Genomic DNA, 22,765 nt, shown 5'->3' on the forward strand with positions numbered 1-22,765 from the left:
CTAATTTGCTTATTCTCCGTTTTCTTTCCTTTTAGCCGCCTGCCAGAGTTCATTCTGTTCAGCAAAACTCATCTTGGCAATATCCCTGCCTGTTTTGCGGCAAAGCTCTTCCATGTGTTCAAAACGGCTGTAAAAACGCCTGTTTGCCCCTCTGAGGGCAGACTCAAGGTCTATTCCCTGCCTGCGGGCGTAATTGGCCAGTGTAAAGAGTATATCCCCAAATTCTTTTTCTTTTTCAAGGGCGTTTGGGGCAGAACTGTACTCAGCCACTTCTTCAGCCAGCTTTTCCAGCACCCCTTCGTCTTCTTTCCAATCAAAACCCACTCTGGCCACCCGTCCCTGTATTTCCTGACTGTAACTAAGGGCCGGTAACTGTTTGGGTACCCCGGAAAGCATGGGTTTGTCATGGCCGCGCTCGGTCTTTTTTATCTCTTCCCAGTTGTGCAAAACCTCTGCCGAGGACGAAAGCTTGGTCTCCCCGAATACATGGGGATGGCGGCGGATTAGCTTGGTGTTTATAGCCTCTATCACGTCACCCATATCAAACTCTTTGGCTTCACTGCCCATTTCGGCATGGAATACTATCTGGAGAAGCAGGTCTCCCAGTTCACCGCAAAAACGATCCTTGTCATCTGCGTCCAGAGCTTCCAGCACTTCATAGGTTTCTTCAAGAAGGCTGTCCCGCATGGATTTATGGGTCTGAGCCCTGTCCCAGGGACATCCCTCCGGGCTGCGAAGTATACCCAGAATTTCCCGCAGGCTATCAAAACTGCGCAGGTCTTGCGGCTGTTTCATTAGCTACCCCCTAAGACTACTGATGTGATTATACGTTTATCACCCTTGGCTTGACAAGAAAAAGCCCCGCTTCCGGCGGGGCTTTTATATTTAAATGGATAAGCGGTGAATTAAATATTTTAGTCTCTCCGCCCGAATCCCACCAGCATAAGTACAAAATAAAGCAACTGGCCGACCGCCTGCAGCAAAGCCGCCACATAGGTAAGGGCAGCCGCACCCAGCACCGCTTTGACCCCGGCTGATTCCTGCACCGAAACCAGTGAACCGCCGCTAAGCATAGCCATGGCCCGGCTGGAAGCGTTGAACTCCACCGGCAGGGTAATGAGCGAGAATATTACCGCCACCGCAAATAAAGCTACCCCCGCCCAAGCCACCGAAAGACCGAATGACAAAGAGAAGCCATACAGAAAAAGACCCACCAGCACCATAATAAAGCCGAACTGGCTGCCAAAGTTGGCAACCGGGAAAAGGGCGTTACGGATTTTCAAAAAAGCATACAGTTCTTTATCCTGAACGGCGTGGCCTACTTCATGGGCGACAATGCCTATAGAAGCCACCGAAGCCGTATTGGCTACTTCAAGTGAAAGCCGCAGTACCTTGGCTTTGGGGTCATAATGGTCTGAAAGCTTGCCTTTGGTAAGCTCTACCTGAACATTCCCCAGCCCGTGTTCGTCCAGCAGGCGTCTGGCCGCCTGAACACCGCTCAGACCGGAAAGATTTCCCACTTTGGAATATTTTTTAAAAGAACTGCTGACCCGCCACTGGGCATATAGCATAAGCGCCAGGGGAGGCAGCATAAACAGCAAATATAAAAACATACTGTGCTCCTTAGATTACATAAATATATTATATTTTAGCAGAAACAGCCCTGCTGATAAAGTTACTGTGCCTGCGGTTGCATTTGGGTTGTATATTTGCTATATTCCATAGGTACATTTTATTGGAGGTAGACTCACTTGCCTAACACAAAATCTGCGGAAAAAGCTTTGCGTGTAGCAGATGCCAACCGTCAGGAGAACCGCCGGGCCAAGAGCCAGGTTAAGACCAGCTTAACCAAGGTCAAGAAACTGGTTGATGCCGGTTCTATAAACGAAGCTGAAACCGCCGCTGTATCCGCTCAGAGCAATTTAGATAAGGCTGCCGAAAAGGGTATTATCCACCCCAAAAATGCCGCCCGCCGCAAGAGCCGCCTGATGAAAAAGCTCAACCAAGCCGCTAAGTAACACCGCTTTTTATTTGCGTTTTCCACCTTCCTTTGTGTATTGACAGGGAAGGTGTTTTTGGTTTATTATGTAGAACAATTGTTCTTATGCGGGGACAGAGTTGATTGCTAAACTGACTACCAGACAGCGGGCTATGATAGATTTTATTGCCCGTTTCCGCCGCCGTTACGGGTATCCACCCAGCATTCGGGATATCGTAAGCGGCTGTAATATCAGCTCTACCTCTGTTGTAGATTACAACCTCAAAATCCTGCAAAAAATGGGGCTTATCCGCCGCCAGGCCGAAATATCCCGCGGGATAGAGCTGGTGGGCACGGAAGAAACCAACGAAGGCCGCATAAGCATACCTGTTATCGGTCAGATTGCCGCCGGCACTCCCATACCCGTCCCCGAATCAGACAGCTTTGCCGTGGTAACTTCTGACGAAAGTATAGAGGTTACCGAAGACCTTACCCGAGGGCGGGAAAATATTTATGCTTTGCGGGTTAAGGGCGTCTCCATGATAGAAGACCTGATCAATGACGGCGATCTGGTAATAATGCAGCATACCCAAACGGTGGACAACGGTGAAACGGCCGCTGTCTGGCTGAAAGACCAGAAAGAAGTCACCCTGAAAAGGGTCTACATGGAACCGGGCAGGGTACGCCTGCAGCCGGCCAACCGCACTATGCCGCCCATTTATACCAAACCGGATAATGTTGAAATACAGGGGCGGGTTATAGCTGTAATCCGCCAGCTGGATTAGGATAGCTTAAGTTGAACGGTCAAACACCTTCTGAAACCCTGCATTGGTTTATACAGGCTGGAAAACTGCTTTTCGGGCGGGGACTGGTTTCCTCACACTCCGGCAACCTCAGCCAACGATGGAAAGACAAGCTTTACATAACCCGAACCGGCAGTTCACTGCCTCTTTTTAGCGAAACAGACCTGATACTGACCGGTCTTGACCATAATGACCAGTTTACCCCGCTTGCCTCAAGCGAACTGCCCGTTCACCGGGCTATTTACCGCCGCACATCCGCCAAAGCCATAGTTCATGCTCACCCGCCTTATGCGGCCGCTCTCTCCCTGCTTGAGGGGGAAATAATACCGGACTGCGGTGAGGGGCTTTACTGCCTGGGAGCTATACCGGTTATCGGTTTCGGAGAGCGGGTTCAGCCCGGCAGTCTGGCAGAAGAAGTGGCTACAGCACTGGAAACACACCGGGTTATAGTGGTAGCCGGTCATGGCAGCTTTGCAACAGGGGAAAACATAGAAGAAGCCCTGAAATACACTTTTGCTTTGGAAGAAATGTGCCAGGTAACCTATCTGGCTCGTATCCTCAAGAAAGCTGACTAAACTCCCAGATTAACCCCGTCAAAGTTGCGTTGCCCGCGGACAAAATCTGCCGCACTGCAACCGGCCTTACCTTCCAGCTGAAGACGGATTATCTCCAGCTCTCCCGAAGCTGAGCCAACCATTACTCGGGATTGCTCATAAACCCTGACTTCAGAAGGCTTCAACCCAAGCCCCAGATTTCGGGGCTTTGCTTCCAGTATTTTCAGAGTTTTTTGATTGAAGGTGGTAAAAACCCCCGGCCAAGGGAAAAAAGCTCTTACCCGGCGTTCAATTTCAACAGCCGAAGTCTGCCAGTTTATCAGTCCCATCTCTTTGGTGACCATACCAAAATAGCTGGCCTGAGTGTTATCCTGCACCTTCGGTTCCGGCAGAGAGGGGATTTGACTTAATAACTCCAAAAGCATACACCCGCCGATAAAGGCCAGTTTGTCTGCCAGAATGGGGGTGGTATCTTCAGGGCGGATGGCTACCATAGAACGGGAATAAACCGGTCCGGTGTCCAGTCCAGCTTCCAGTTTCATCAGAGAAACGCCAGCCCATTCGTCACCCCCCAGCAGAGTGGCGGCAACCGGAGTTGCTCCCCGGTAACGGGGCAGCAGGGAGGGGTGAATATTGAGCACCCCGTAAACAGGTATATCCAGGACCTCCTGAGGCAAAATAAGACCGTAAGCAGCCACTACTATCACATCCGGTTTAAGCTCCTTTAAAAAAGCCTGCTCTTCAGGTTTCTTGAGACTCTGGGGCTGGTAAACCGCCAGCCCATGCTCCAGTGCCAGTGTCTTTACCGGGGGAGGACAAAGCTCACGCCCCCGCCCGGCCGGACGGTCAGGCTGGGTGTAAACGCCGCAGATATCGTATCCTTCGGCAAGAAGCATTTTAAGCGGGGTAAGGGCAAATGCGGGACTGCCCATAAAGACCATCTTGAGTTTATTCATCACCGCCATTTTAACACCGCCTAATTACCATAACAACTTTATTTTAATTTATGTATCTAGGAGGGCTAAAAGAGGCTAAAATCAAGCCTGCCAGAGAGATTTGGAGAGTAACAGAGTGTCAAGTGACCTTCTATCCCTATCACAGGCACCTTGCTTGTTGTCAACCGCCATTGTTACTATTTATCTAGTCTTTAACAGATTGGTACTTATTCTTACAGGGGTGGATCATTTTCATGGCAGAGTGTGTACCCCCTTGATTTCAAACACGGTTTAATTACTGGGAGGGATATTTTTGTCTATTCGGCCTGCACAAGAACTATGGGAAGCAGCCCTGGGGGAGATTGAACTTCAGGTAAACAAGCCCAATTTCCGTACCTGGTTTGCCAAAACTGTCGGCCTTAAATACGACGGCGGTGAATTTGTTATAGGCGTTCCCAATACTTTTGTGGCCGAATATCTGGAGCTTAATCAGCGTTCGCTGATTGAAAAAACCCTGATAAATACTACCCACAGTCCGGTAGAGCTCTGTTTTCAGCTTATCCAGTCCGGGCAGGTACCGGCTGCTGTTCCTCAGACAAACAAACAGAAACAGGAATCTCCCTTTAATCCCCGTTATACCTTTGAATCTTTCATAGTGGGGTCATGCAACCGCATGGCTCACGCTGCCTCGCTGGCAGCCGCCCAGAATCCCGGAAAGAGTTATAACCCTCTTTATATTTATGCAGAGGCTGGTTTAGGTAAAACCCATCTCCTGCAGGCCATCGGACATCTGGCAAACCTGAACCGCCGCAAGGCTCTGTATGTCAGCGGAGAACAGTTTACCACTGACTTTATATCTTCTATCCGAAACGGCCAAACTGAAGAATTCCGTTCCCGTTACCGGGATGTAGACCTATTGCTTTTGGATGATGTCCAGTTTATTGGCGGTAAGGAACAGACCGAAGAATGTTTATTCCATACCTTTAATGATCTGCATAATTCCAACCGTCAGATAGTTATTTCGGCAGATTCCCCACCCAAGTCACTGCCCCAGCTGGCCGAAAGATTACGGTCACGCTTTGAGTGGGGGCTCACTATTGAGATTGAACCGCCGGATGAAAAAACCCGTCTTGAGCTTCTGCAGCTTAAAGCTGAGCAATCCGGTACAGAACTGAATATGGATACTCTGGAATATCTGGCACAGGCAGTGAAGCACAATATCCGCGAACTGGAAGGCAGCCTTAACCGGGTGCTGGCGTATGCCCGTTTGCTAAGGGCTGCCATTACCCCCGACCTGGCTGCCAGAGCCCTTTCGGACATTGGCTCCCGTCCGGTCAGGGAAAACAGCCCCCTTCGTCCGGGTAATATAATTTCAGCCGTATCCCAAGTATTTCAGATACCGACAACCGAACTTTTGGGTGCCGCCCGTGACAAAGATACTGCTCTGGCCCGCCAGTTTGCCATGTTTATACTCAAACAACAAAATTCTGCCTCTCTGGTAGAGATAGGTCAGTCTTTAGGCGGAAGAAGTGCTTCTACCGTCAGCCATGCCTGTGATAAAATCCAGCTGGAGCTGGAAAACAGCACCTTTCTGCGTCTGAAAATGACCGAGGTTCAAAACCACCTTTCCCAACAGCGCCTTCCCTGATTCCTTTAACTGCCATTTATTCCTGACATTTCCACGGTTGTTGTTTTTTCTGTAATACTTGGTTGCCCACCGGGGGCATTTACAGGTTTTTTCTATTCCTTTTCGACAGTCTTTCTATAACTTCGGTATATTTTTCGATAACCGGACTAAATTTTAGATAACTTTAAGAAATCTCTGCTTTAAAAAATGGCTTCGTGCTTTAAAATAGCGATTTTATTCGTAAAGTCTTATTATTATTATTTCTGATATACTTAAAAATAAACAAGTTAAAGTTTAAGTGATTTCGATAACCTAAGAATTAGATAACTTTTTAGATAAGGTGTTTTAGAGATGTTTGACAGAGTAGAAATTAATATCAAGGCTGGAGACGGCGGTAGCGGCAAGGTGAGCTTCAGGCGTGAAAAATTCGTTCCTTACGGCGGGCCTGACGGGGGCGACGGCGGAGACGGCGGCAACGTATATCTGGAAGCTGATTCCGGGCTTTACAGCCTTTTAAATTTTAAGCATAAAAGAGTTCATAAAGCCTCTAACGGTGAAGGTGGTATGGGCAGCCGTTGCACTGGCCACAACGGGGCAGACCTGGTGATAAAAGTGCCGGTTGGTACGGTGGCTACTATTCTGGAGGAAAACGGCCATAAAAGGGTTCTGGCTGATTTAGCGGCCGACGGAGACCGCACCCTGGTAGCTCACGGGGGACAGGGAGGGCTGGGTAATACCCATTTTGTTTCCTCTACCAATCAAGCCCCCATGCTGGCTCAAAAAGGCCAGCCGGGCGGCGAATATGACCTGATACTGGAACTGAAACTTATTGCCGATGTGGCTATTATAGGTTACCCGAATGTGGGCAAGTCTTCACTGCTTTCCCTGCTGACAGCGGCCAAACCCAAGGTGGCCAACTATCCTTTTACTACTCTATCACCGGTAATGGGGGTTATCGAACGTCCGGAGGGTGTCTTTGTCATGGCAGAAGTACCCGGACTTATTGAAAATGCCCATCTGGGCAAGGGTCTCGGGCACGATTTCTTACGCCATATTTCCCGCACCCGTATGGTTATCCACCTGCTGGATGGCACTTCGGAAAACCCTATAGATGATATGATAAAGGTCAACAGCGAGCTGTATCTTTACGATGCCTCTTTGTCCGAACGCCCCCAGGTGGTAGCTATAAACAAGATAGATGATGAGCTGGTACAGCTCAGGCGGGAAGAACTTAAGGAGACTTTTAAAGAAGCCGGGCTGGAGGTATTTTTTATTTCCGCCCTGACAGGCGAAGGGGTGGATGTACTGCTGGCTAAAGTAGCTGAAAAGCTGGACATTCTTAAAGCGGCGGATATATCCGAAACAGCTCCCGACCATGAAGTAAAGATTTTCCGGCCTGCCCCCAAGGGTAAAATGGGTTTTCGTATTACCCGTTTGGAAGATGGCTGGCAGGTGGAAGCCCCTGAGATTGAGCGGATTATTGAGCACTCTGATATTGAAGACCCGGAGGTCAGGAGGCAGGTAATGGTGCTTTTGAAACACCGCAGTGTCCAGCAATCTCTGATAAAGTCCGGGGCAGTTATCGGCCAAAAGATTATAACCGGCAGGATGGAATGGTATCTTTAAAAACAGGCATACTGGGGGGAACTTTTGACCCCATTCATACCGGCCACCTGATACTGGCCGATGAGGTAAAAAACAGGCTGGGACTGGACGAGGTTATTTTTATACCCACCGGTCAGCCCTATTATAAAGCGGATAAAACTATCAGCCCGGCTGAAGACCGCCTGAATATGGTTAAGCTGGCCATATCGGACAAGCCCTATTTCAGGGTTATGGATATTGAAATAAAAAGAAGCGGTCCCACCTATACGGCTGATACCTTAAACGACCTGAAGACTATTTTGCCCGAAAAGACCGAGCTTTACTTTATGCTGGGCTGGGATAATCTGGAGGCTTTGCCGCGCTGGCACAAGGCTTCTGAAATAATACGGCTTTGCCGGCTGGTAGCCGTACCCCGCATAGGGCAGGTGAAACCGGATGTGGACGAACTTGATGATAAATTGCCCGGTTTACAGCAGAGCCTTATCCTGCTTTCCAAGCCGGAGGTGGATATATCTTCTTCTCTGGTACGGGAAAGAGTAGAAAACGGGCAGGGAGTGGAACATCTGGTGCCGGCGGCAGTTGCTTCGTATATCAAAGAGCACAACCTGTACTGTCGTAAATAAATCCGGTATTAAAAACTGTCAGATAAAAATTAAGGGGCGTCTTAGACGCCCCTTAGCTGTTTTCTAAGGCTTTAATAAAGGCTTAGATATCCAGGTTCTTGACGGTGCGGGAGTGAGACTGGATAAAGGCCTTGCGGGGAGCTACTTCACCGCCCATCAGCAGGTTAAAAATCTGGTCAGCCTTGGCGGCATCTTCCACTTTTACTTCAAGCAGGGTGCGGCTGGCCGGGTCCATGGTAGTCCTCCAGAGTTGCTCGGCACTCATTTCACCCAGACCTTTATACCGCTGGATATCTACCTTGGTGCTCTTGGTCTGGGCAAGGATAGCCTCTTTTTCAGCATCATTGTATACCCAGTGCTCGGTACTGCCTATTTTTATCTTGTAGAGAGGCGGTTGGGCAATGAATAAATGGCTTTCGGTAATAAGGCGGGGCATATGGCGGAAGAAAAAGGTTAAAAGGAGTGTCCGTATATGAGAGCCGTCCACATCAGCATCTGTCATGAGTACCAGACGGTTGTAGCGCAGTTTAGAGGGGTCAAAATCATTATCTATACCAGCTGCCAGAGCGGTGATGATGGCCCTGATTTCTTCGTGAGCCAGCATCTTGTCAGGTGAAGCCTTTTCTACGTTCAAAATTTTACCCCGTAACGGGAGTATGGCCTGAAAGCGGCGGTTTCGGCCCTGTTTGGCTGAACCACCGGCTGAATCACCCTCTACCAGAAACAGTTCGCACAGCGAAGCATCACGCTCTGAGCAGTCTGCCAGCTTGCCAGGCAGGGTGCCTGTATCCAGAGCACTCTTGCGGATAATCAGGTCACGGGCCTTGCGGGCGGCTTCACGGGCCTTGGCGGCGGTTATACATTTTTCTAATATGCGTTTGGTATCATCCGGATGTTCTTCCAGATAAAGGGAAAGCTGTTCGGCAACGGCACTTTCCACAAAACTCTTTATTTCAATATTGCCCAGCTTGCCCTTGGTCTGTCCCTCAAACTGGGGTTCGGGCAGTTTGACGCTGACGATGGCTACGATGCCTTCACGTACGTCATCACCCATCAGGTTCGGGTCGGTGTCTTTAAGAAATTTGGACTTGTGGGCGTAGTCATTAAAAGCCCGGGTCAGGGCGGAACGAAAACCGGTCAGGTGGGTACCGCCGTCTACGGTATTTACACAGTTGGCAAAGGTAAGGGTGGAATCCGAGTAGCCGTCATTGTACTGGATAGCTACTTCCAGAATAGTGCTGTCGGATTTTTTGGTTATATAAATAGGCTGGCGGTGGCGTACTTCGCGGTTGCGGTTTAGATGGCGTACAAAGCCGGTAATACCACCCTCAAAGTAATAAGTACGTTCCTGATCAGATTTTTCGTCGTAAATATATACCTCAAGCCCCTTGTTGAGATAGGCTATCTCCCGCAGGCGGTCAGTCAGGGTTTCAAAGTCATATTCCGTGGTGGAAAATATTTGTGAATCAGCCATGAATATAGTGGTGGTACCGGAACCTTCTGATACTCCCACTTCTTCCAGCGGGGTGCTGGGCTTGCCGCGCAGGTAGCTTTGCTGGTAAATTTTGCCGTTGCGCCTGACCTTGACTGTAGTCCATTCGGACAGAGCGTTTACCACTGAAGCACCCACACCATGCAGACCGCCGGATACCTGATAGGTCTTGCCGCCGAATTTGGCACCGGCATGCAGGACGGTCATAACCGTTTCAAGGGCGGAAATCTTGGTAGTAGAGTGAATGTCTACCGGGATACCGCGGCCGTTATCCTCAACGCTGACACTGCCGTCTTTAAACATTATGACCTTAATCCGGTCACATACCCCGGCCATGGCTTCATCTACGCTGTTATAAACAATTTCATAAACCAGGTGATGCAACCCCCGCTGGTCTGTAGAGCCGATATACATGCCCGGCCTTTTGCGGACAGCGGCCAGACCTTCCAGTACCTGGATATCACTGGCTGTATAGGTTTCTGAATTGGCACCCGGTTTGGCTTTATTTGCATCTAACATAATTTCATTTCATCCTGCGGCTTAAAATATATAAATGATAAGAGGCTGAGACAAAGGCTCTTTAAAAAGAGACAAAAAAAGAGAGGTTTCAGAGGTAGATTTTGACAGACTCTAAAAGCTTTCATTAGATATCCAATTATAGCACAGAGGGTTAAAGGGGTAAAGAATTTAGCTATACGCCAGCTTTGGCTGGCAGGAGAAGGATTAGCCGGATCTTGAGCCGTCCGCGCCCACCCGGTTTATGCTTATTATTCCGCGTATACCTTCAAGTTTGGCCATCAATCTGGTCAGCTGGGAAAGGCTTTTTATCTGGGTAGTCATGGCCAGTGTGGTGGTTTTATCGTCATTTTCGGTTACGGTCATGGAGAGGATACTGATTTTTTCTTCAGCTACCACGGTGGAAACATCCCGTACCAGACCCACCCTGTCCCATGCCTGAATGCGGATAGATGCCGGGTAAAGTTCTTCTTTTGGCATACCCCAGTCTACGCTCACTAGTCTCTCCCTTTCTTCCTCGTGCAGAATATTGTGGCAGTCTTGGCGGTGTACCGTAACGCCCCGGTTACGGGTGACATAACCTATAATATCGTCCCCGGGTACCGGGTTGCAGCACTTGGCAATATTGGTTAAAAGAGAACCGGTGCCCATCACCGAAACACTGCTCTGGGAGGTAGGTTTGGTGGTTTGAGTGGGGGGAGTGACCACCCGCGGCTGTTCCTGCTGGCTGAGGAGTTTCATGGATACCTGATGAACTGAAACTGCCCCGTAACCTATTGCCATCAGAAATTCATCTGCGTTTTCATATTTAAAGGTTTTGGCCAAAGCATCACGGTCAACTGTTTTGATGCCGATATGCTTAAGCTCTTTTTCAAGCAGTTCCCGTCCGCGGTCCAGATTTTCGGTTCGTTCCTGCTTCTTGAACCAGGCCAGTATCTTTTCGCGGGCGTGATGGGTTTTGATATAACCCATATTGACATTCAGCCAGTCACGGCTGGGCCCGCGGTCTTTCTTGGTGGTGACTATTTCTACCACCTCGCCGTTTTTTAGCTGGTAATCCAGCGGTACCAGCCTGCCGTTAGCTTTTGCACCTATACAGCGGTTGCCCAGTTCGGTATGAATGCGGTAAGCGAAATCTATGGGGGTAGCCCCCTTGGCCAAATCCTTTATTTCTCCTTTGGGGGTAAAGACAAAGACCTGGTCATTGAAAATATCGGTCTTGACAGATTCCAGAAATTCTTCGGCACCGCGCATATCCCGGTGCCACTCTATAAGCTGTCTTAACCAGCCTATGCGGTCTTCAAAGTTTACGTCTTCTTTACCGGCGGTTTTATAACGCCAGTGGGCGGCTACGCCGTATTCGGCAATATGGTGCATCTGGTAGGTGCGTACCTGAACCTCAAGCGGGGTAGTGCCCAAGCTCATAACGGCGGTATGGAGGGATTGGTAGCCGTTTGGTTTGGGGTTGGCGATATAATCATCAAAAGCACCCGGTATGGGGTGCCACAGGCTGTGGACAATGCCTACCGCATGGTAACAGTCCGGTATGTCATTTACCAGCACCCTTAGGGCGAGTACGTCATAAATATCTTCAAATTGTTTGCCCTGCGAGGCATACTTTTCCATTTTCTGATAAATGCTGTAAAGGTGTTTGGGGCGGCCGGAGACTTCAACGTTCAGTCCGTTTTTTTCAAACTCACCTTGCAGAATGGCACTTACGTGTTCAAGATAATTCTGGCGTTGGGCAAGTTTTGAATCTACCAGATTGGCTACCTGCCGGTAATGGCGGGGGTCAAGGTAACGGAAGGCCAGGTCTTCCAGTTGCCATTTCAGTTCCCAGATACCCAGACGGTGGGCCAGCGGGGCATATATCTCCATGGTTTCCTTGGCTATACTGCGGCGTTTTTCGGGTGAGAGTGCCTGAAGGGTGCGCATATTGTGAAAGCGGTCTGCCAGCTTTATAAAAACTACCCGCAAATCCTCGGCCATGGCCACCAGCATTTTACGCAGGTTTTCGGCCTGACGGAGGCTGGCATTGCCGCCGGGGCGTCGGGCATCTTCTATGGCCGGACCAAGTGCCAGTTTGCTTAGTTTGGTTACCCCGTCTACCAGTTTGGCCACATCTGCCCCGAATTTTTTGTCTATCTGCTCCAGGCTGATATTGGCATCTTCGGGTACGTCATGGAGCAGGGCAGCCGAAAGCGTGGCGGCGTCCAGCTGGAGGTCAGCCAAAGTCATGGCCACGTTTAAGGGGTGTTCAATAAATGGTTCGCCGGATTTTCGCATCTGGCCGGCATGGGCTGCGGCGGCATAGTTATATGCCTCCTCCAGAAGCGTCAGTTTTTCCGGGGGGAGGTATTTGGAGGCCTTTTCTTTAAGATCGGCGAATTCCATTTTGAAATACCGCCCTTGATTTAATAACTAAAAGTATAGCGCACTGACAGCAGTGTGTACAAAATCTGGCGTCAGGCGCAACTAAGGTCTATAATAGAGACCACTTCCAGTTAAAGGAGATACCAGCTTGTACCAGTCACCCAGAGGTACAGAAGATATATTGCCTGAAGACCAGCCTTACTGGCATTTCGTCAGGCAACAAGCCGCCCGTATAGCCGCCCTGTATGGTTACCAGAGAACAGATACCCCTGTATTTGAGGATGCCGGGCTGTTTGTACGCAGTGTGGGTGAAGGGACGGATATTGTCTCCAAAGAAATGTATACGTTTGAAGACCGGGGCGGAGATAAACTGACCTTGCGCCCTGAGGGGACTGCACCTGTCTGCCGGGCGTACCTGGAGCATGGCATGCAGACCCGTACCAAGCCGGTCAAGCTTTATTACCTGAGCTCTATTTTCCGTTATGACCGCCCTCAGGCCGGGCGTTACCGCCAGCACCATCAGTTTGGTTTTGAAGCTATTGGCGAGGCTGATGCTTCGCTGGATGCCGAGATAATAGAAATGGCCTGGAGTTTTTACAATCTGCTGGGCATTACCGACCTTTCGCTGGAATTGAACAGCATAGGTTGCCGGCAGTGCCGCCCGAATTATATTTCGGCACTTAAAGATTACTACCAGCAACATTCGGGCAAACTCTGCCCTGACTGTAATACCCGTCTGGATAAAAATACTCTGCGCCTGCTGGACTGTAAACGGGCGGAATGCCAAGCTGTGGCTGGAAATGCCCCTAGAAGTGCAGATTACCTTTGCCCGGACTGCCTTGCCCACTATAGCCGCCTGAAAGAGTGTCTGACAATTTTAGACCTGCCATTTCATGAGAATTTCCGTCTGGTAAGGGGTCTTGATTATTACAGCCGCACGGTTTTTGAAATTCAGCCCATGGCAGAGGGTGCCCAGAGCACCATTGGCGGCGGCGGACGCTATGACGGGCTGATAGAACAGCTTGGCGGAGAGGCTACCCCGGCTATGGGGTTTGCTACCGGTATTGAGCGGATTATTTTAAACCTGAAGCGTCAGGGTATTGTGCCTTCTCCCTTGCCGTCTCCCGCTGTTTTTCTGGCCTATATGGGAGAGACAGCGGCTTTGGCTTCATTTGCTTTGGCATCAGACCTGCGTAAAGCAGGCATAGGGATATACCAGACATATGCCCAGAAAAGCATCAAGGCTCAGCTCAGGCAGGCTAACAGTTTGGGGGTAGACTGGGTGGTAATACTGGGTGAAGAAGAACTGAAGCAGGGCTGTGCCGTTCTTCGGAATATGAAGGAAGCCGGGCAGGCAAATATACCTCTTGACCAACTTATATGTGAGATAAAGAAGCAGATATGACAAAAAATATATTGATTATCGGCGGTTATGGCAATGCCGGCAGTTGTATAGCTATGCTGCTGATGCAGGAAACAGATGCCCGTATATTTCTGGGCGGCAGGAGTCTGGAGAAAGCCAAATATGTGGCCGAAGGCTTAAACCGGCTGGAAAATATCCAGCGGGTGGAGGGTGTGCGGCTGAATGTAGAAGACCCCCAGAGCCTGAAAGAAGCTTTTAGCGGCATGGATATAGTAGTGGTGGCTTCCAATACACCTGAATATGCCCGCCAGATTGCCGTTGCTGCTTTGGAAGCCAAAGTTGATTATATTGATATCCAGTATTCAGACCGCAAACTTCACCAGCTGAAACTGCTCTCCCAGAAGATAAATAACGCTAATTTGTGCTTTATAACCGAGGCCGGCTCTTTACCGGGACTGCCTTCGGCGCTGGTTCATTTAGTTCATCAGGATTTCACCACTCTGGAAAGGGTTTCGGTGGGAGCCATTATCTGCCAGAACTGGAAATCAGCCATATCTGAAGAGCGTACCAACGAGGTTATGCGTCAGCTTTCTGATTACCAACCCTATGTTTACAAAAATTATCATTGGAAGCGTCTGGGCTGGTTTCACCCCGGCACTTCGCGCACTTTTAATTTCGGACCTTTCGGCCGTTTATCCTGCGGCCCTATGACCCTTGAAGAGATGCGTCCGCTGCCCGGCATGTACACTACTCTCAAAGAGCTGGGTTTTTATATGGGCGGGTTTAACTGGTTTACCAACTGGATAAGCATACCCCTTTTAAACCTTGGGCTGCGCTTTTTTGGTAAAGAAGCCAAACGTTCTTTGGGTAAACTGCTTGTCTGGGGGCTTCGCAATTTTGACAACCAGCCTTATGGAATGGCGATTAAAGTTTCCGCCAGAGGCGAACGGGGTGGGATAAGGGAGAGGCAGGATATACTTCTTTCCCATAAAGATGCTTATATGTTTACGGCTATACCTCTAGTAGCCTGTTTGAAACAGTATTTAGACGGCTCTGCCCGCCGCTCCGGTTTGTATTATATGGGGCATCTGGTAGATTCAAAGCGGCTGGTGGGAGATATGGAAAAAATGGGTATGACCATCCGTTTCCAAACCCAGATGGTGGATAAACCTTCGGTAGCGCGCCCCCGCATAGAGGATTAGCCCTTATCCGGCCGTTTCCAGTGGTCAACTATCAGGTTGCGTCGGTTAGCCGGGTCACGCAGGCTTTTCCTGTTGTCCAGTACGAACTTGCCCCCTATCATTAAAAAGAGCAAAACTGATATCAGGGTGGCAAATTCGGAATGGCTGCCGTACCAGACTAAAAAGGGCAGGCTGAAAAGGGCAATCCCGGTGGCTAGGGCTATATTTCGGGTAAGGGCTAAAGGTATAAAAACCAGCAGTGCCAGTATACCCAGCTGTTGGGGAAGACCGTAAACAGGCAGCAAGAACAGCATTGCCCCGAATGCCGGCCCCAGCCCTTTGCCGCCTTTGAAATCCAGCCAGACAGACCAGTTATGCCCGATTACGGCCATGAAACCGGTCAGAATAACCCACTGGGCATTTTGGGTAAGCAGATAATAGGAAACAGAAACTGCCAGAGTGCCTTTAACCAGATCTATAAAGGCTACGCTGATGCCTGCCCCCGTACCTACTTCACGGAAGGTATTTAATCCCCCCACATTCCCCCCGCCCATCTGGCGTATGTCCCGCCCGATAAGGCGGCGGGTGACCAGATAAGCTGAGGGGATAGAACCCAGCAAATATCCTGTCAGGAGCGACAGTAAAGTATATATAATGCCCTCCTACGGATCATTTACAGGTTATAAACCGGGGTACACCAGTTTTCATACTTGGTGATATTGCCTTTGATGGCTTCAAAATACAAATCTTTCAGTTTAGCGGTTAACGGCCCAATCTCGCCGTTGCCCACCTTGCGGTGGTTAATTTCAGAAACAGGAGTCAGATGGGCGGCTGTGCCGGTCAGGAAACATTCTTCGGCCATATAAAGCTCCACCCGGTCAATGCTTCTTTCAACCACCTGCAGGCCAAGCTCTTTTTCGGCCAGCTCCATAACCGAGTTACGGGTAATGCCGTCCAGTATGCTGTCGCAAATGGGAGGGGTAATAAGCTTCCCCTTGCGGACCAAAAACAGGTTTTCACCGCTGCCTTCAGAGACATGCCCGTCCGGGGTCAGCATAATGCCTTCGTCAAAGCCATTTTCAACTGCTTCGGTCTTGGTAAAGGCATTATTCAGGTAAATGCCGGTGGACTTCAGCTGGGGAGGCATAACGTTGTCGTCAGGGCGGCGCCAAGTGGAAACACAGCAGTGGCAGGTATCTTTATCTATATATCTGCCCCAGGGTATGGCCACAATCAGCAAATCACATTCCAGATTGTGCAGTCTGACCCCGAAGCTCTCGGAACTTTTATAAGCTAGGGGTCGGATATATATATCCTCCTTAAAACCGCACTTGCGGACCAGCTCAATTGTAATTTTACAAAGCTCATCCACCGTGTAGGGGAGGTCCATTTTGAGCACTTTGGCACCGGAAAGCAGCCGGGTATAGTGCTCCTTCAGGCGGAATACGTACATCTGCTTCTTTTCATCATTCCAGTTGCCGCGAATGCCTTCAAATACCCCGGTACCATAGTGCAGGGCATGGGTCATTACCCCAATCTTGGCATCCTCCAGCGGTATTATCTGTTTTTTAAAGTAAGCATATGACGTTCCCATCTTGCGGACTCCTTTCTTTGAAGATAGATTATAGTCCGCCGGGTATTAAAGGACAAGCCGAGATTGGGTAGGGGATTAATCTGAAGAAGACTATTTTGGGTTAAGAGGGAGGGGGTAAGAGGTAAATGCCCAATCTTGTAAATAAAATACTGCCTAAAACATATCCTTCAGCCTGTATGTCCGCCCGGTTTGGACTGAACTGAAACCGTACTTCTGGCGGATTTTATCCAGAGAGGCGTCCAGTTTTTCCAGCCGTGCTTTGGCTGGGTCTATTTCCAGCTGTTTTTCCGGGCCGCAGAAATCGCTTATGCCTACCCCCAGCAGTCTGACGGTTTGGCGGTCTGAATCCAGTATGCCGTTCATCAGACTAAGGGCTGTCTGGAATATCTCGCGGTTGCCGGAGGCAGGTTGTCCAAGGTGCTTCTGGCGGGTCAGGGTGGTAAAGTCTGCAAAGCGTATTTTTATCTGGACTACCCGAGCCTGTTTGCCCCGTTTGCGGAGGGTGGCGGTAATTTTTTCGGAGAGATAACTTAGCTTAGCTTCCAGAAAAGTCTGGTTTCGGGTGTCTGTCTCAAAGGTGGTTTCGCGGCTGATAGACTTGGCTTCAGAGGGCATTTCAACCGGGCGGTTGTCTATTCCCATGGCGGCATTTGAAAGGTACGGGGCATATGCCCCCAAACGGCTTTTTAGAAATGAAGCAGGCAGGGCAGCCAGCTTGCCCAGAGTATCTATCCCAAGTGATTTCAGGTGCTGTTCGGTTTTTTTGCCTATACCCGGCATTACGGCTATATCCAAAGGGGCTAAAAAGGAGGCTTCTTCACCCGCAGGTACTTCGCACTGGCCATTGGGTTTGGCCCGTTCGGTAGCTATCTTGGCTGCTACTTTGGAATTGGCAATGCCGATACTGGCGTTTATACCCAGTTCGGCAGTGATGCGGCGGCGGATTTTAGAGGCCATTTCGGCAATGCTGCCGTGCAGGGATTCAAAGCCGGTTACTTCCAGATAGGCTTCATCCAGACCCATGGGTTCAAGGAAGGGTGAGAAATCTGAGAGTATAAGCATAAATTTTTCGGAATACTCACGGTAAAGCTGGTGATTGCCTTCAATAAATATAGCTTGAGGGCAGAGATTTTTGGCGGTGATAAGCGGCATGCCGGAGTGGATACCGAATTTGCGGGCTTCGTATGAGGCGGCGGCTACTACGCCCCGCCGTTCGGGTTTGCCCCCTACTATAACCGGTTTGTCTTTGAGTTCAGGGCGGACTGCCTGTTCTACCGAAACAAAAAAGGCATCCAAGTCTACGTGCATTACCCGTCTGATACTCATTACTCGCCGGGCTTTATCAGGCATTTAACCTTTTTCTCAAACAGGGGTCGGGATAGTAGCAGGTGGTGACCGCAACGCAGGCAGGTAATGCCTATATCTGACCCCGCAAAGTCCACCTTCCAGTCTGTACCGCCGCAGGGGTGGGGTTTACGCAGCTTGTATACATCTCCGGGGTTTATTTCTGGCATTTTACTTCCGTATGGCGTGTGCGTTTATCCGAAATGTGCCGGATATAAAAGCAGCAGCCTTTTCCGTATATTAAAAACGTTTTCGGTAATGGTTTATGGCGTCCCGCATCTGTTCGGCGGCTTCGGCTGCCCCTTGGGCAAATTCACTGCCGCTACGGGCGTAAAGTATGCCGCGGGAAGCGCATATAATAGCCAGTTCACCGTTGGGGTTAGTCCCGTTTTCTATGGTAGCCTTCAGGTCTCCGCCCTGAGCGCCTATACCCGGAATAAGAAAAGGTAGTTTGGGGTAGCTGAGGCGGAGTTTTTTAAGCTCTTCCTGCTGGGTAGCACCCACCACCAGCCCAATATTCTCATAACGGTTCCAAAGGGAAGCCTTGTCTGCCACCACTTCATACAGAAAGCGTTTTTGCCCCAGATATTCGGTCTTCAGCATCTGGAAATCTGTTGAGCCCTGATTGGAGGTGAGGCAGAGGATAAATATACCCTTGTCCTGATACTCAATAAAGGGTTCAAGAGAGTCATAACCCAGATACGGGCTGACAGTTACGCCATCACAATCCAGTTCGTCTAATATGGCTCTGGCATAGGCTTTTGAGGTATTGCCTATATCTCCCCTTTTGGCATCCGCTATGGTTATGAGTTCACGGGGAATAAACTCACAGGTTTCAGATAAAATTTCCCAGCCCTGTTTGCCCAAAGCTTCGTAAAAGGCCAGATTTATTTTGTATCCGCAGACAAAAGGTGCGGTGGCTTCTATAATTTCGCGGTTAAATTCCAGTGCGCTCATGCCCACCGGCATAAGTTTCGGGTCGGGGTCCAGCCCTACGCAAAGCAGGCTTTTGTTTCTGTTGCCGGCCTGTTTTAGTTTTTCTAAAAACTTCATGTGTGTAATCCTCTGGAAAGGATATTAGCAACTGTAATGCCTTCCAGTCAAGAGAATAAAATCAGGAAATATGGAGGGCAGTATATTTAAATGCTTTATTTCAGGTGGTAACATAAAGCGGGAGAATAAACATGGAGGAATGCGCCATGAAGAAAGAATTTCCGAATAAAAATTTTCAACGGATAGAGGCCGGGCATGGTTTTGAGATAAGCCTGATACGGTCAGATAGTTTTGAAGTAACTGTAGATGCATCTGAAGACGGGTTTAGAAATATTGAAATAAAGCAGGAAGGCGACAAGCTGTGGCTGATGTATAGCCCCAGTATTTTCAGCCTGAAAAACCTGCTGCCGGGCTGGTACTTGCCCAGAGCTACCGTTAAAATGCCCCGGTTGGGCGGACTCTACATAAACGGGGCAACCAGAGCTAAACTGGAAGGTTTTGATTCGAACGGGAAACTGGAAATAAAGCTAAGCGGTGCCAGTCAGCTTGAGGGTGAAGTGAAGGCGGGGGAAGCCGAAATTAAGGCTGAAGCGGCTAGCGAGGTAAGGCTAAAAGGGGTTTTTAAGAAGCTGAAACTGGAACTGGAAAGCGGCAGCAAGGTGCAGATGGAAGGCTGGACTGAGGAATTGGAAGCCGAGGCAAAAAGCGTAAGCCAGATTGAACTGGATAAAATGGTCTGCAAGCAGGCAAAAGTAAAACTGGAAAATGCCAGTCAGGCGGAACTCCGGGTTGAAGAAGTGCTTAACGTGAAACTGAACGGCGCTTCTGAACTGAAATATGCCGGAAGTCCCTGTTTTAATGAAGTGGAAATAAAAGGTTCTTCCAGCCTGAGCAAAAGCTGATAAAATGGTATAATCAATCCCTTTCAAGGAGGCTTCAGGTGAAAAAGGCAGTTCTTTTGTGTTTATCTATATGCTTTACGGGAATGCTTGTCCTGCTTGGAGGCGGGTGTATCCCGGGGGTTGGCGGGTTTATTACGGGCAGCGGTGAGGTAGAGAGCCAGCCTTTTGATTATGCTGATTTTAACCGGGTGGAGATATCAAATGTTATTACGGCTGACATCTCCCGTGCAGATTCTTTTGAAGTATCTGTTTCTACTAATGAAAATATTTTTGAATATCTGGAACTGGAGAAAAGCGGCCAGACCCTCAAGATTGGGTTAAAAGATAATTACAGCTTTACAAATGTAAAAATAGAGGCCAGTATTCGTCTGCCGGAGCTGGTGGGGCTGGATATTTCTGGCGCTTCCAAAGCTACAGTAAGCGGTTTTAACTCGGTAAATGATTTTACGGCTTTGGTGTCCGGTGCCAGCCGCATTACTCTTTTTAACATGAGGGTCGGGCAAACCCGTCTTTATATAAGCGGTGCCAGTTTCGCTAGCGGAGATTTGATCTGCGGAAATGCCAGTCTAGAAGTGTCCGGGGCTTCCCGTCTGGAACTTTCGGGGCAGGGCGTTGATATAGATGTATTGACTGAAGGTGCCAGTACTGTTAATCTGGAAAAGTTTTTGGCGGCAAGTGCTGAAGTTACGGCTACCGGCGTAAGCAATATCCGGGTATATACAAATGGCGATTTGTATATAACAGCCAGCGGTGTCTCTTCAGTAAAATATTTTGGCAACCCGATTATCAAAGATATAAACATTTCGGATATTTCTTCGGCAGGCAAGGGTTAGGGGGATACTCTGGAAGACAGCTACCAGCAGGCTTTAAACTACATATTGGGGCTGACAGATTATGAATCTGCTACCAGCCGGGCGGCTGCCAATTATGATCTCAGGCGGGTAGTGGAGCTTCTGATGAGGCTCAGAAACCCCCACATGGGTATTCCGGCTGTGCATCTGGCCGGTACCAAGGGCAAAGGCAGTACCGCCTCCCTGATTGCTTCGGTTATGTCTGTGGCCGGTTATCGTACCGGTCTTTATACCTCGCCCCATTTGCTGGATTTCCGCGAACGTATTTGTCTGGATGGCAAGATGATTTCCAAAGACCATCTGGTGCGGCTTATGGCTTCTATCAGGCCTTTGGTAGATGAAATGAATGCCCATGCCTATTTGGGCAAGATAACTTCGTTTGAAGTGATGACTGCTCTGGCTTTTGAATTTTTTCACCGCCAGCAGGCCACTTTTCAGGTGATTGAAACCGGGCTGGGCGGACGGCTGGATGCTACCAATGTTATTACCCCCAACCTTTCGGTGCTTACCCCCATCAGTCTGGACCATACGGAGGTCCTGGGTGACAGTCTGGACAAAATAGCCGCTGAAAAAGCCGGCATTATCAAACAGTCTGTGCCGGTGGTATCTGCCGCCCAAAGGCCGGAAGCTATGGCAGTTATCCGCGAACGTTGCCTTAAGAACCAGTCAAGGCTGATTGAGGTGAGTGACGGGTACAAGGCGGAATTTTTAGGTTATTTAGGCAATGGCCAGTTGGTTAAACTTACCGGCAGGTTGGGTGAATACTGTCTTTGTCTGTCCCTTCTGGGGCATTACCAGCGTCAAAATGCCCTTACCGCTGTGGCATCTTTAGAGGTGCTGATAGAAGCTGGTTTTAAAATAAGCCCTGAAGATATCTGTGAAGGTTTCAGGCAGGCCAGATGGCCGGGACGGTTTGAGGTTATAAAGGGGAATCCGCTACTGGTTATTGACGGTGCCCATAATGAAGAAGCAGTTGCCGAATTGGTGCTTTCACTTGAAGAATATCCCGCTACCGCCAAAATAGAAAAAGGGGAAAGGGTTTTGGTTTTCGGCACTTCCTTTGATAAAGACGCTCAGGCCATGGCGGCATTGCTTGGGGGGTATTTCGGAACAGTGGTGCTTACCCGCTCCGCTCACCCGCGGGCTATGAAAATGGATTTGCTGAAGCAGGCTTTTGAAGGTAGGGGTTTGCAGGTTCTTGAAGCGGATGGAGTGCCTAAGGCTCTGGAACTGGCAGGGGAAATTAGCCCGGCAGACGGCCTCATATGTGCCACCGGTTCTCTCTTTGTAGCCGCCGAGGCCTTAAAAGGGAAGAGCCAGCCCCGGTCAGGAACTGGCTCTTAGTAATTCTATAAGTTTAATTTTCTTGTCCGGGTAGGGGATAACTTCTTCTTTCAGTTTTTTCCAGGTTTCCGGGCAGCTTTTGTATTCTATTCCCAGAAAACGGTGGATTATTTTATCCAGTTCCCGGCGTTTTTCTCCTTGCGGGTCTACCCCGGCGGCCAGAAAAATATCCCCCATATGCCTGAAATAGCAGGACATTTTGTGCTCCTTGTTAAGGCAGTTCGGCAAATACGTTGCTTAGGGCCTCATCCGGCAGCATATTCTCCAGTACTTTTTCCATAGCCATGGTATGGCTGCACATACCCCAAGCAGCAAAGAAATTACAGGTGCAATGCCATTTGCTGTTTATATATTCGGTGGTGTGGATATCATTTTCACCCCGGAACTGGACAGACAGCTGGTTAAATCTTATGCGGTCTTTCTCTTGAGCATAGCGTTTGGCTTTTTCTATTTTGCCTATCAGGCTAGACTGCATTTCGCCACCTCCTAAAATATTAAAGGCACTGGTCAGCTATGACCGGTGCCTTATACCCAAGGTTCAATTGAGTGATAAAAAATGAGAATTTTCAGCATCTGCTCTCACTCTCGCTTTTACTAATTACATTGTAATCCCTGCTTGTGCCAGAAGTCTAGAGGCAACAACACCAGATGCCGTCTTATAGCAAGTTTATTTGTGCCTGATAAATC

The 22,765-nt window shown here is 49.2% G+C and carries 23 protein-coding genes; 11 read left to right on the forward strand and 12 right to left on the reverse strand.

Annotation, left to right across the window (positions count from 1 at the left end; genetic code table 11):
• Positions 1-9: 9 nt before the first annotated feature.
• Positions 10-795 carry a nucleoside triphosphate pyrophosphohydrolase gene (gene mazG / locus WC259_RS00145; protein WP_011310070.1) on the reverse strand — a complete coding sequence of 262 codons (786 nt, stop codon included), beginning with the start codon at positions 793-795 and terminating at the stop codon, positions 10-12.
• 119 nt (positions 796-914) lie between these two features.
• Positions 915-1,613 carry a zinc metallopeptidase gene (locus WC259_RS00150; RefSeq protein ID WP_015407358.1) on the reverse strand — a complete coding sequence of 233 codons (699 nt, stop codon included), beginning with the start codon at positions 1,611-1,613 and terminating at the stop codon, positions 915-917.
• A 138-nt stretch (positions 1,614-1,751) separates the two neighbouring features.
• On the opposite strand from WC259_RS00150, the gene rpsT reads away from it, so the two are divergent.
• The 3 genes from rpsT (at position 1,752) to WC259_RS00165 (ending at position 3,356) form a co-directional block, all read left to right on the forward strand.
• Complete coding sequence (gene rpsT / locus WC259_RS00155) at positions 1,752-2,018, forward strand: 30S ribosomal protein S20 (protein WP_011310072.1); 267 nt, start codon at positions 1,752-1,754, stop codon at positions 2,016-2,018.
• Between the two features lie 100 nt (positions 2,019-2,118).
• The gene (gene lexA, locus WC259_RS00160; RefSeq protein WP_015407359.1) at positions 2,119-2,763 is read left to right on the forward strand and encodes a transcriptional repressor LexA; all 645 of its coding nucleotides are present in this window, start codon (positions 2,119-2,121) and stop codon (positions 2,761-2,763) included.
• Between the two features lie 11 nt (positions 2,764-2,774).
• On the forward strand, positions 2,775-3,356 hold the full coding sequence (locus WC259_RS00165) for an aldolase (protein ID WP_015407360.1): 582 nt from the start codon (positions 2,775-2,777) through the stop codon (positions 3,354-3,356).
• Here the strand turns inward: WC259_RS00165 and fmt are convergent.
• Complete coding sequence (fmt, locus tag WC259_RS00170; RefSeq protein ID WP_015407361.1) at positions 3,353-4,300, reverse strand: methionyl-tRNA formyltransferase; 948 nt, start codon at positions 4,298-4,300, stop codon at positions 3,353-3,355. The genes WC259_RS00165 and fmt overlap by 4 nt on opposite strands.
• A 283-nt stretch (positions 4,301-4,583) precedes the next feature.
• On the opposite strand from fmt, the gene dnaA reads away from it, so the two are divergent.
• The 3 genes from dnaA (at position 4,584) to nadD (ending at position 8,125) form a co-directional block, all read left to right on the forward strand.
• A complete protein-coding gene (gene dnaA / locus WC259_RS00175; protein ID WP_012983965.1) occupies positions 4,584-5,918 on the forward strand; it encodes a chromosomal replication initiator protein DnaA in 1,335 nt (444 codons plus the stop codon).
• Between the two features lie 330 nt (positions 5,919-6,248).
• Positions 6,249-7,523: a GTPase ObgE gene (gene obgE, locus WC259_RS00180; RefSeq protein WP_015406697.1), complete on the forward strand. Its 1,275-nt coding sequence runs from the start codon at positions 6,249-6,251 to the stop codon at positions 7,521-7,523.
• Positions 7,511-8,125: a nicotinate-nucleotide adenylyltransferase gene (gene nadD, locus WC259_RS00185; protein WP_012983966.1), complete on the forward strand. Its 615-nt coding sequence runs from the start codon at positions 7,511-7,513 to the stop codon at positions 8,123-8,125. Before obgE ends, nadD begins: the two co-directional genes overlap by 13 nt.
• Before the next feature lie 82 nt (positions 8,126-8,207).
• Here nadD and gyrB read toward each other — a convergent pair whose 3' ends face one another.
• Both gyrB and WC259_RS00195 read right to left on the reverse strand, forming a co-directional pair.
• The gene (gene gyrB / locus WC259_RS00190) at positions 8,208-10,136 is read right to left on the reverse strand and encodes a DNA topoisomerase (ATP-hydrolyzing) subunit B (RefSeq protein WP_011308642.1); all 1,929 of its coding nucleotides are present in this window, start codon (positions 10,134-10,136) and stop codon (positions 8,208-8,210) included.
• Between the two features lie 204 nt (positions 10,137-10,340).
• Positions 10,341-12,527 (reverse strand): bifunctional (p)ppGpp synthetase/guanosine-3',5'-bis(diphosphate) 3'-pyrophosphohydrolase, encoded by a 2,187-nt coding sequence (locus WC259_RS00195; RefSeq protein ID WP_011308643.1) that lies wholly within the window; start codon positions 12,525-12,527, stop codon positions 10,341-10,343.
• Between the two features lie 127 nt (positions 12,528-12,654).
• Between WC259_RS00195 and hisS the strand changes: the two genes are divergently transcribed.
• Together hisS and WC259_RS00205 are read left to right on the forward strand one after the other, a co-directional pair.
• Positions 12,655-13,911 carry a histidine--tRNA ligase gene (hisS, locus tag WC259_RS00200; protein ID WP_034376966.1) on the forward strand — a complete coding sequence of 419 codons (1,257 nt, stop codon included), beginning with the start codon at positions 12,655-12,657 and terminating at the stop codon, positions 13,909-13,911.
• On the forward strand, positions 13,908-15,071 hold the full coding sequence (locus WC259_RS00205) for a saccharopine dehydrogenase NADP-binding domain-containing protein (protein WP_372642720.1): 1,164 nt from the start codon (positions 13,908-13,910) through the stop codon (positions 15,069-15,071). Before hisS ends, WC259_RS00205 begins: the two co-directional genes overlap by 4 nt.
• On the opposite strand, the gene WC259_RS00210 is transcribed toward WC259_RS00205, so the two are convergent.
• From WC259_RS00210 to pyrF, 5 genes are all read right to left on the reverse strand, one after another.
• Entirely contained in the window at positions 15,068-15,691 is a 624-nt protein-coding gene (locus tag WC259_RS00210) for a glycerol-3-phosphate acyltransferase (RefSeq protein ID WP_011308646.1), read from the reverse strand. The two genes, WC259_RS00205 and WC259_RS00210, sit on opposite strands and share 4 nt — an antisense overlap.
• Before the next feature lie 32 nt (positions 15,692-15,723).
• Positions 15,724-16,644 (reverse strand): branched-chain amino acid transaminase, encoded by a 921-nt coding sequence (locus WC259_RS00215; protein WP_078409423.1) that lies wholly within the window; start codon positions 16,642-16,644, stop codon positions 15,724-15,726.
• 153 nt (positions 16,645-16,797) lie between these two features.
• The gene (dinB, locus tag WC259_RS00220; RefSeq protein WP_015407363.1) at positions 16,798-17,970 is read right to left on the reverse strand and encodes a DNA polymerase IV; all 1,173 of its coding nucleotides are present in this window, start codon (positions 17,968-17,970) and stop codon (positions 16,798-16,800) included.
• The gene (locus WC259_RS00225; protein WP_011928553.1) at positions 17,970-18,158 is read right to left on the reverse strand and encodes a DUF951 domain-containing protein; all 189 of its coding nucleotides are present in this window, start codon (positions 18,156-18,158) and stop codon (positions 17,970-17,972) included. Before WC259_RS00225 ends, dinB begins: the two co-directional genes overlap by 1 nt.
• Before the next feature lie 70 nt (positions 18,159-18,228).
• Positions 18,229-19,041, reverse strand: a complete 813-nt coding sequence (pyrF, locus tag WC259_RS00230) for an orotidine-5'-phosphate decarboxylase (RefSeq protein WP_011308650.1) — start codon at positions 19,039-19,041, stop codon at positions 18,229-18,231.
• 146 nt (positions 19,042-19,187) lie between these two features.
• Between pyrF and WC259_RS00235 the strand changes: the two genes are divergently transcribed.
• Genes WC259_RS00235 through WC259_RS00245 form a run of 3 tightly spaced genes read left to right on the forward strand, consistent with a single transcriptional unit; the run spans position 19,188 to position 22,078 of the window.
• Positions 19,188-19,883 carry a GIN domain-containing protein gene (locus WC259_RS00235; protein ID WP_015406701.1) on the forward strand — a complete coding sequence of 232 codons (696 nt, stop codon included), beginning with the start codon at positions 19,188-19,190 and terminating at the stop codon, positions 19,881-19,883.
• A gap of 38 nt (positions 19,884-19,921) precedes the next feature.
• The gene (locus tag WC259_RS00240) at positions 19,922-20,716 is read left to right on the forward strand and encodes a GIN domain-containing protein (protein ID WP_034376960.1); all 795 of its coding nucleotides are present in this window, start codon (positions 19,922-19,924) and stop codon (positions 20,714-20,716) included.
• A gap of 45 nt (positions 20,717-20,761) precedes the next feature.
• Complete coding sequence (locus WC259_RS00245) at positions 20,762-22,078, forward strand: folylpolyglutamate synthase/dihydrofolate synthase family protein (protein WP_012983976.1); 1,317 nt, start codon at positions 20,762-20,764, stop codon at positions 22,076-22,078.
• Here WC259_RS00245 and WC259_RS00250 read toward each other — a convergent pair.
• Both WC259_RS00250 and WC259_RS00255 read right to left on the reverse strand, forming a co-directional pair.
• The gene (locus WC259_RS00250) at positions 22,061-22,276 is read right to left on the reverse strand and encodes a hypothetical protein (protein WP_011308654.1); all 216 of its coding nucleotides are present in this window, start codon (positions 22,274-22,276) and stop codon (positions 22,061-22,063) included. The genes WC259_RS00245 and WC259_RS00250 overlap by 18 nt on opposite strands.
• A 13-nt stretch (positions 22,277-22,289) precedes the next feature.
• The gene (locus tag WC259_RS00255) at positions 22,290-22,553 is read right to left on the reverse strand and encodes a hypothetical protein (protein ID WP_011308655.1); all 264 of its coding nucleotides are present in this window, start codon (positions 22,551-22,553) and stop codon (positions 22,290-22,292) included.
• Between the last annotated feature and the right edge of the window lie 212 nt (positions 22,554-22,765).

Source organism: Dehalococcoides sp., assembly GCF_041654235.1.
GTDB lineage: Bacteria > Chloroflexota > Dehalococcoidia > Dehalococcoidales > Dehalococcoidaceae > Dehalococcoides > Dehalococcoides mccartyi_B.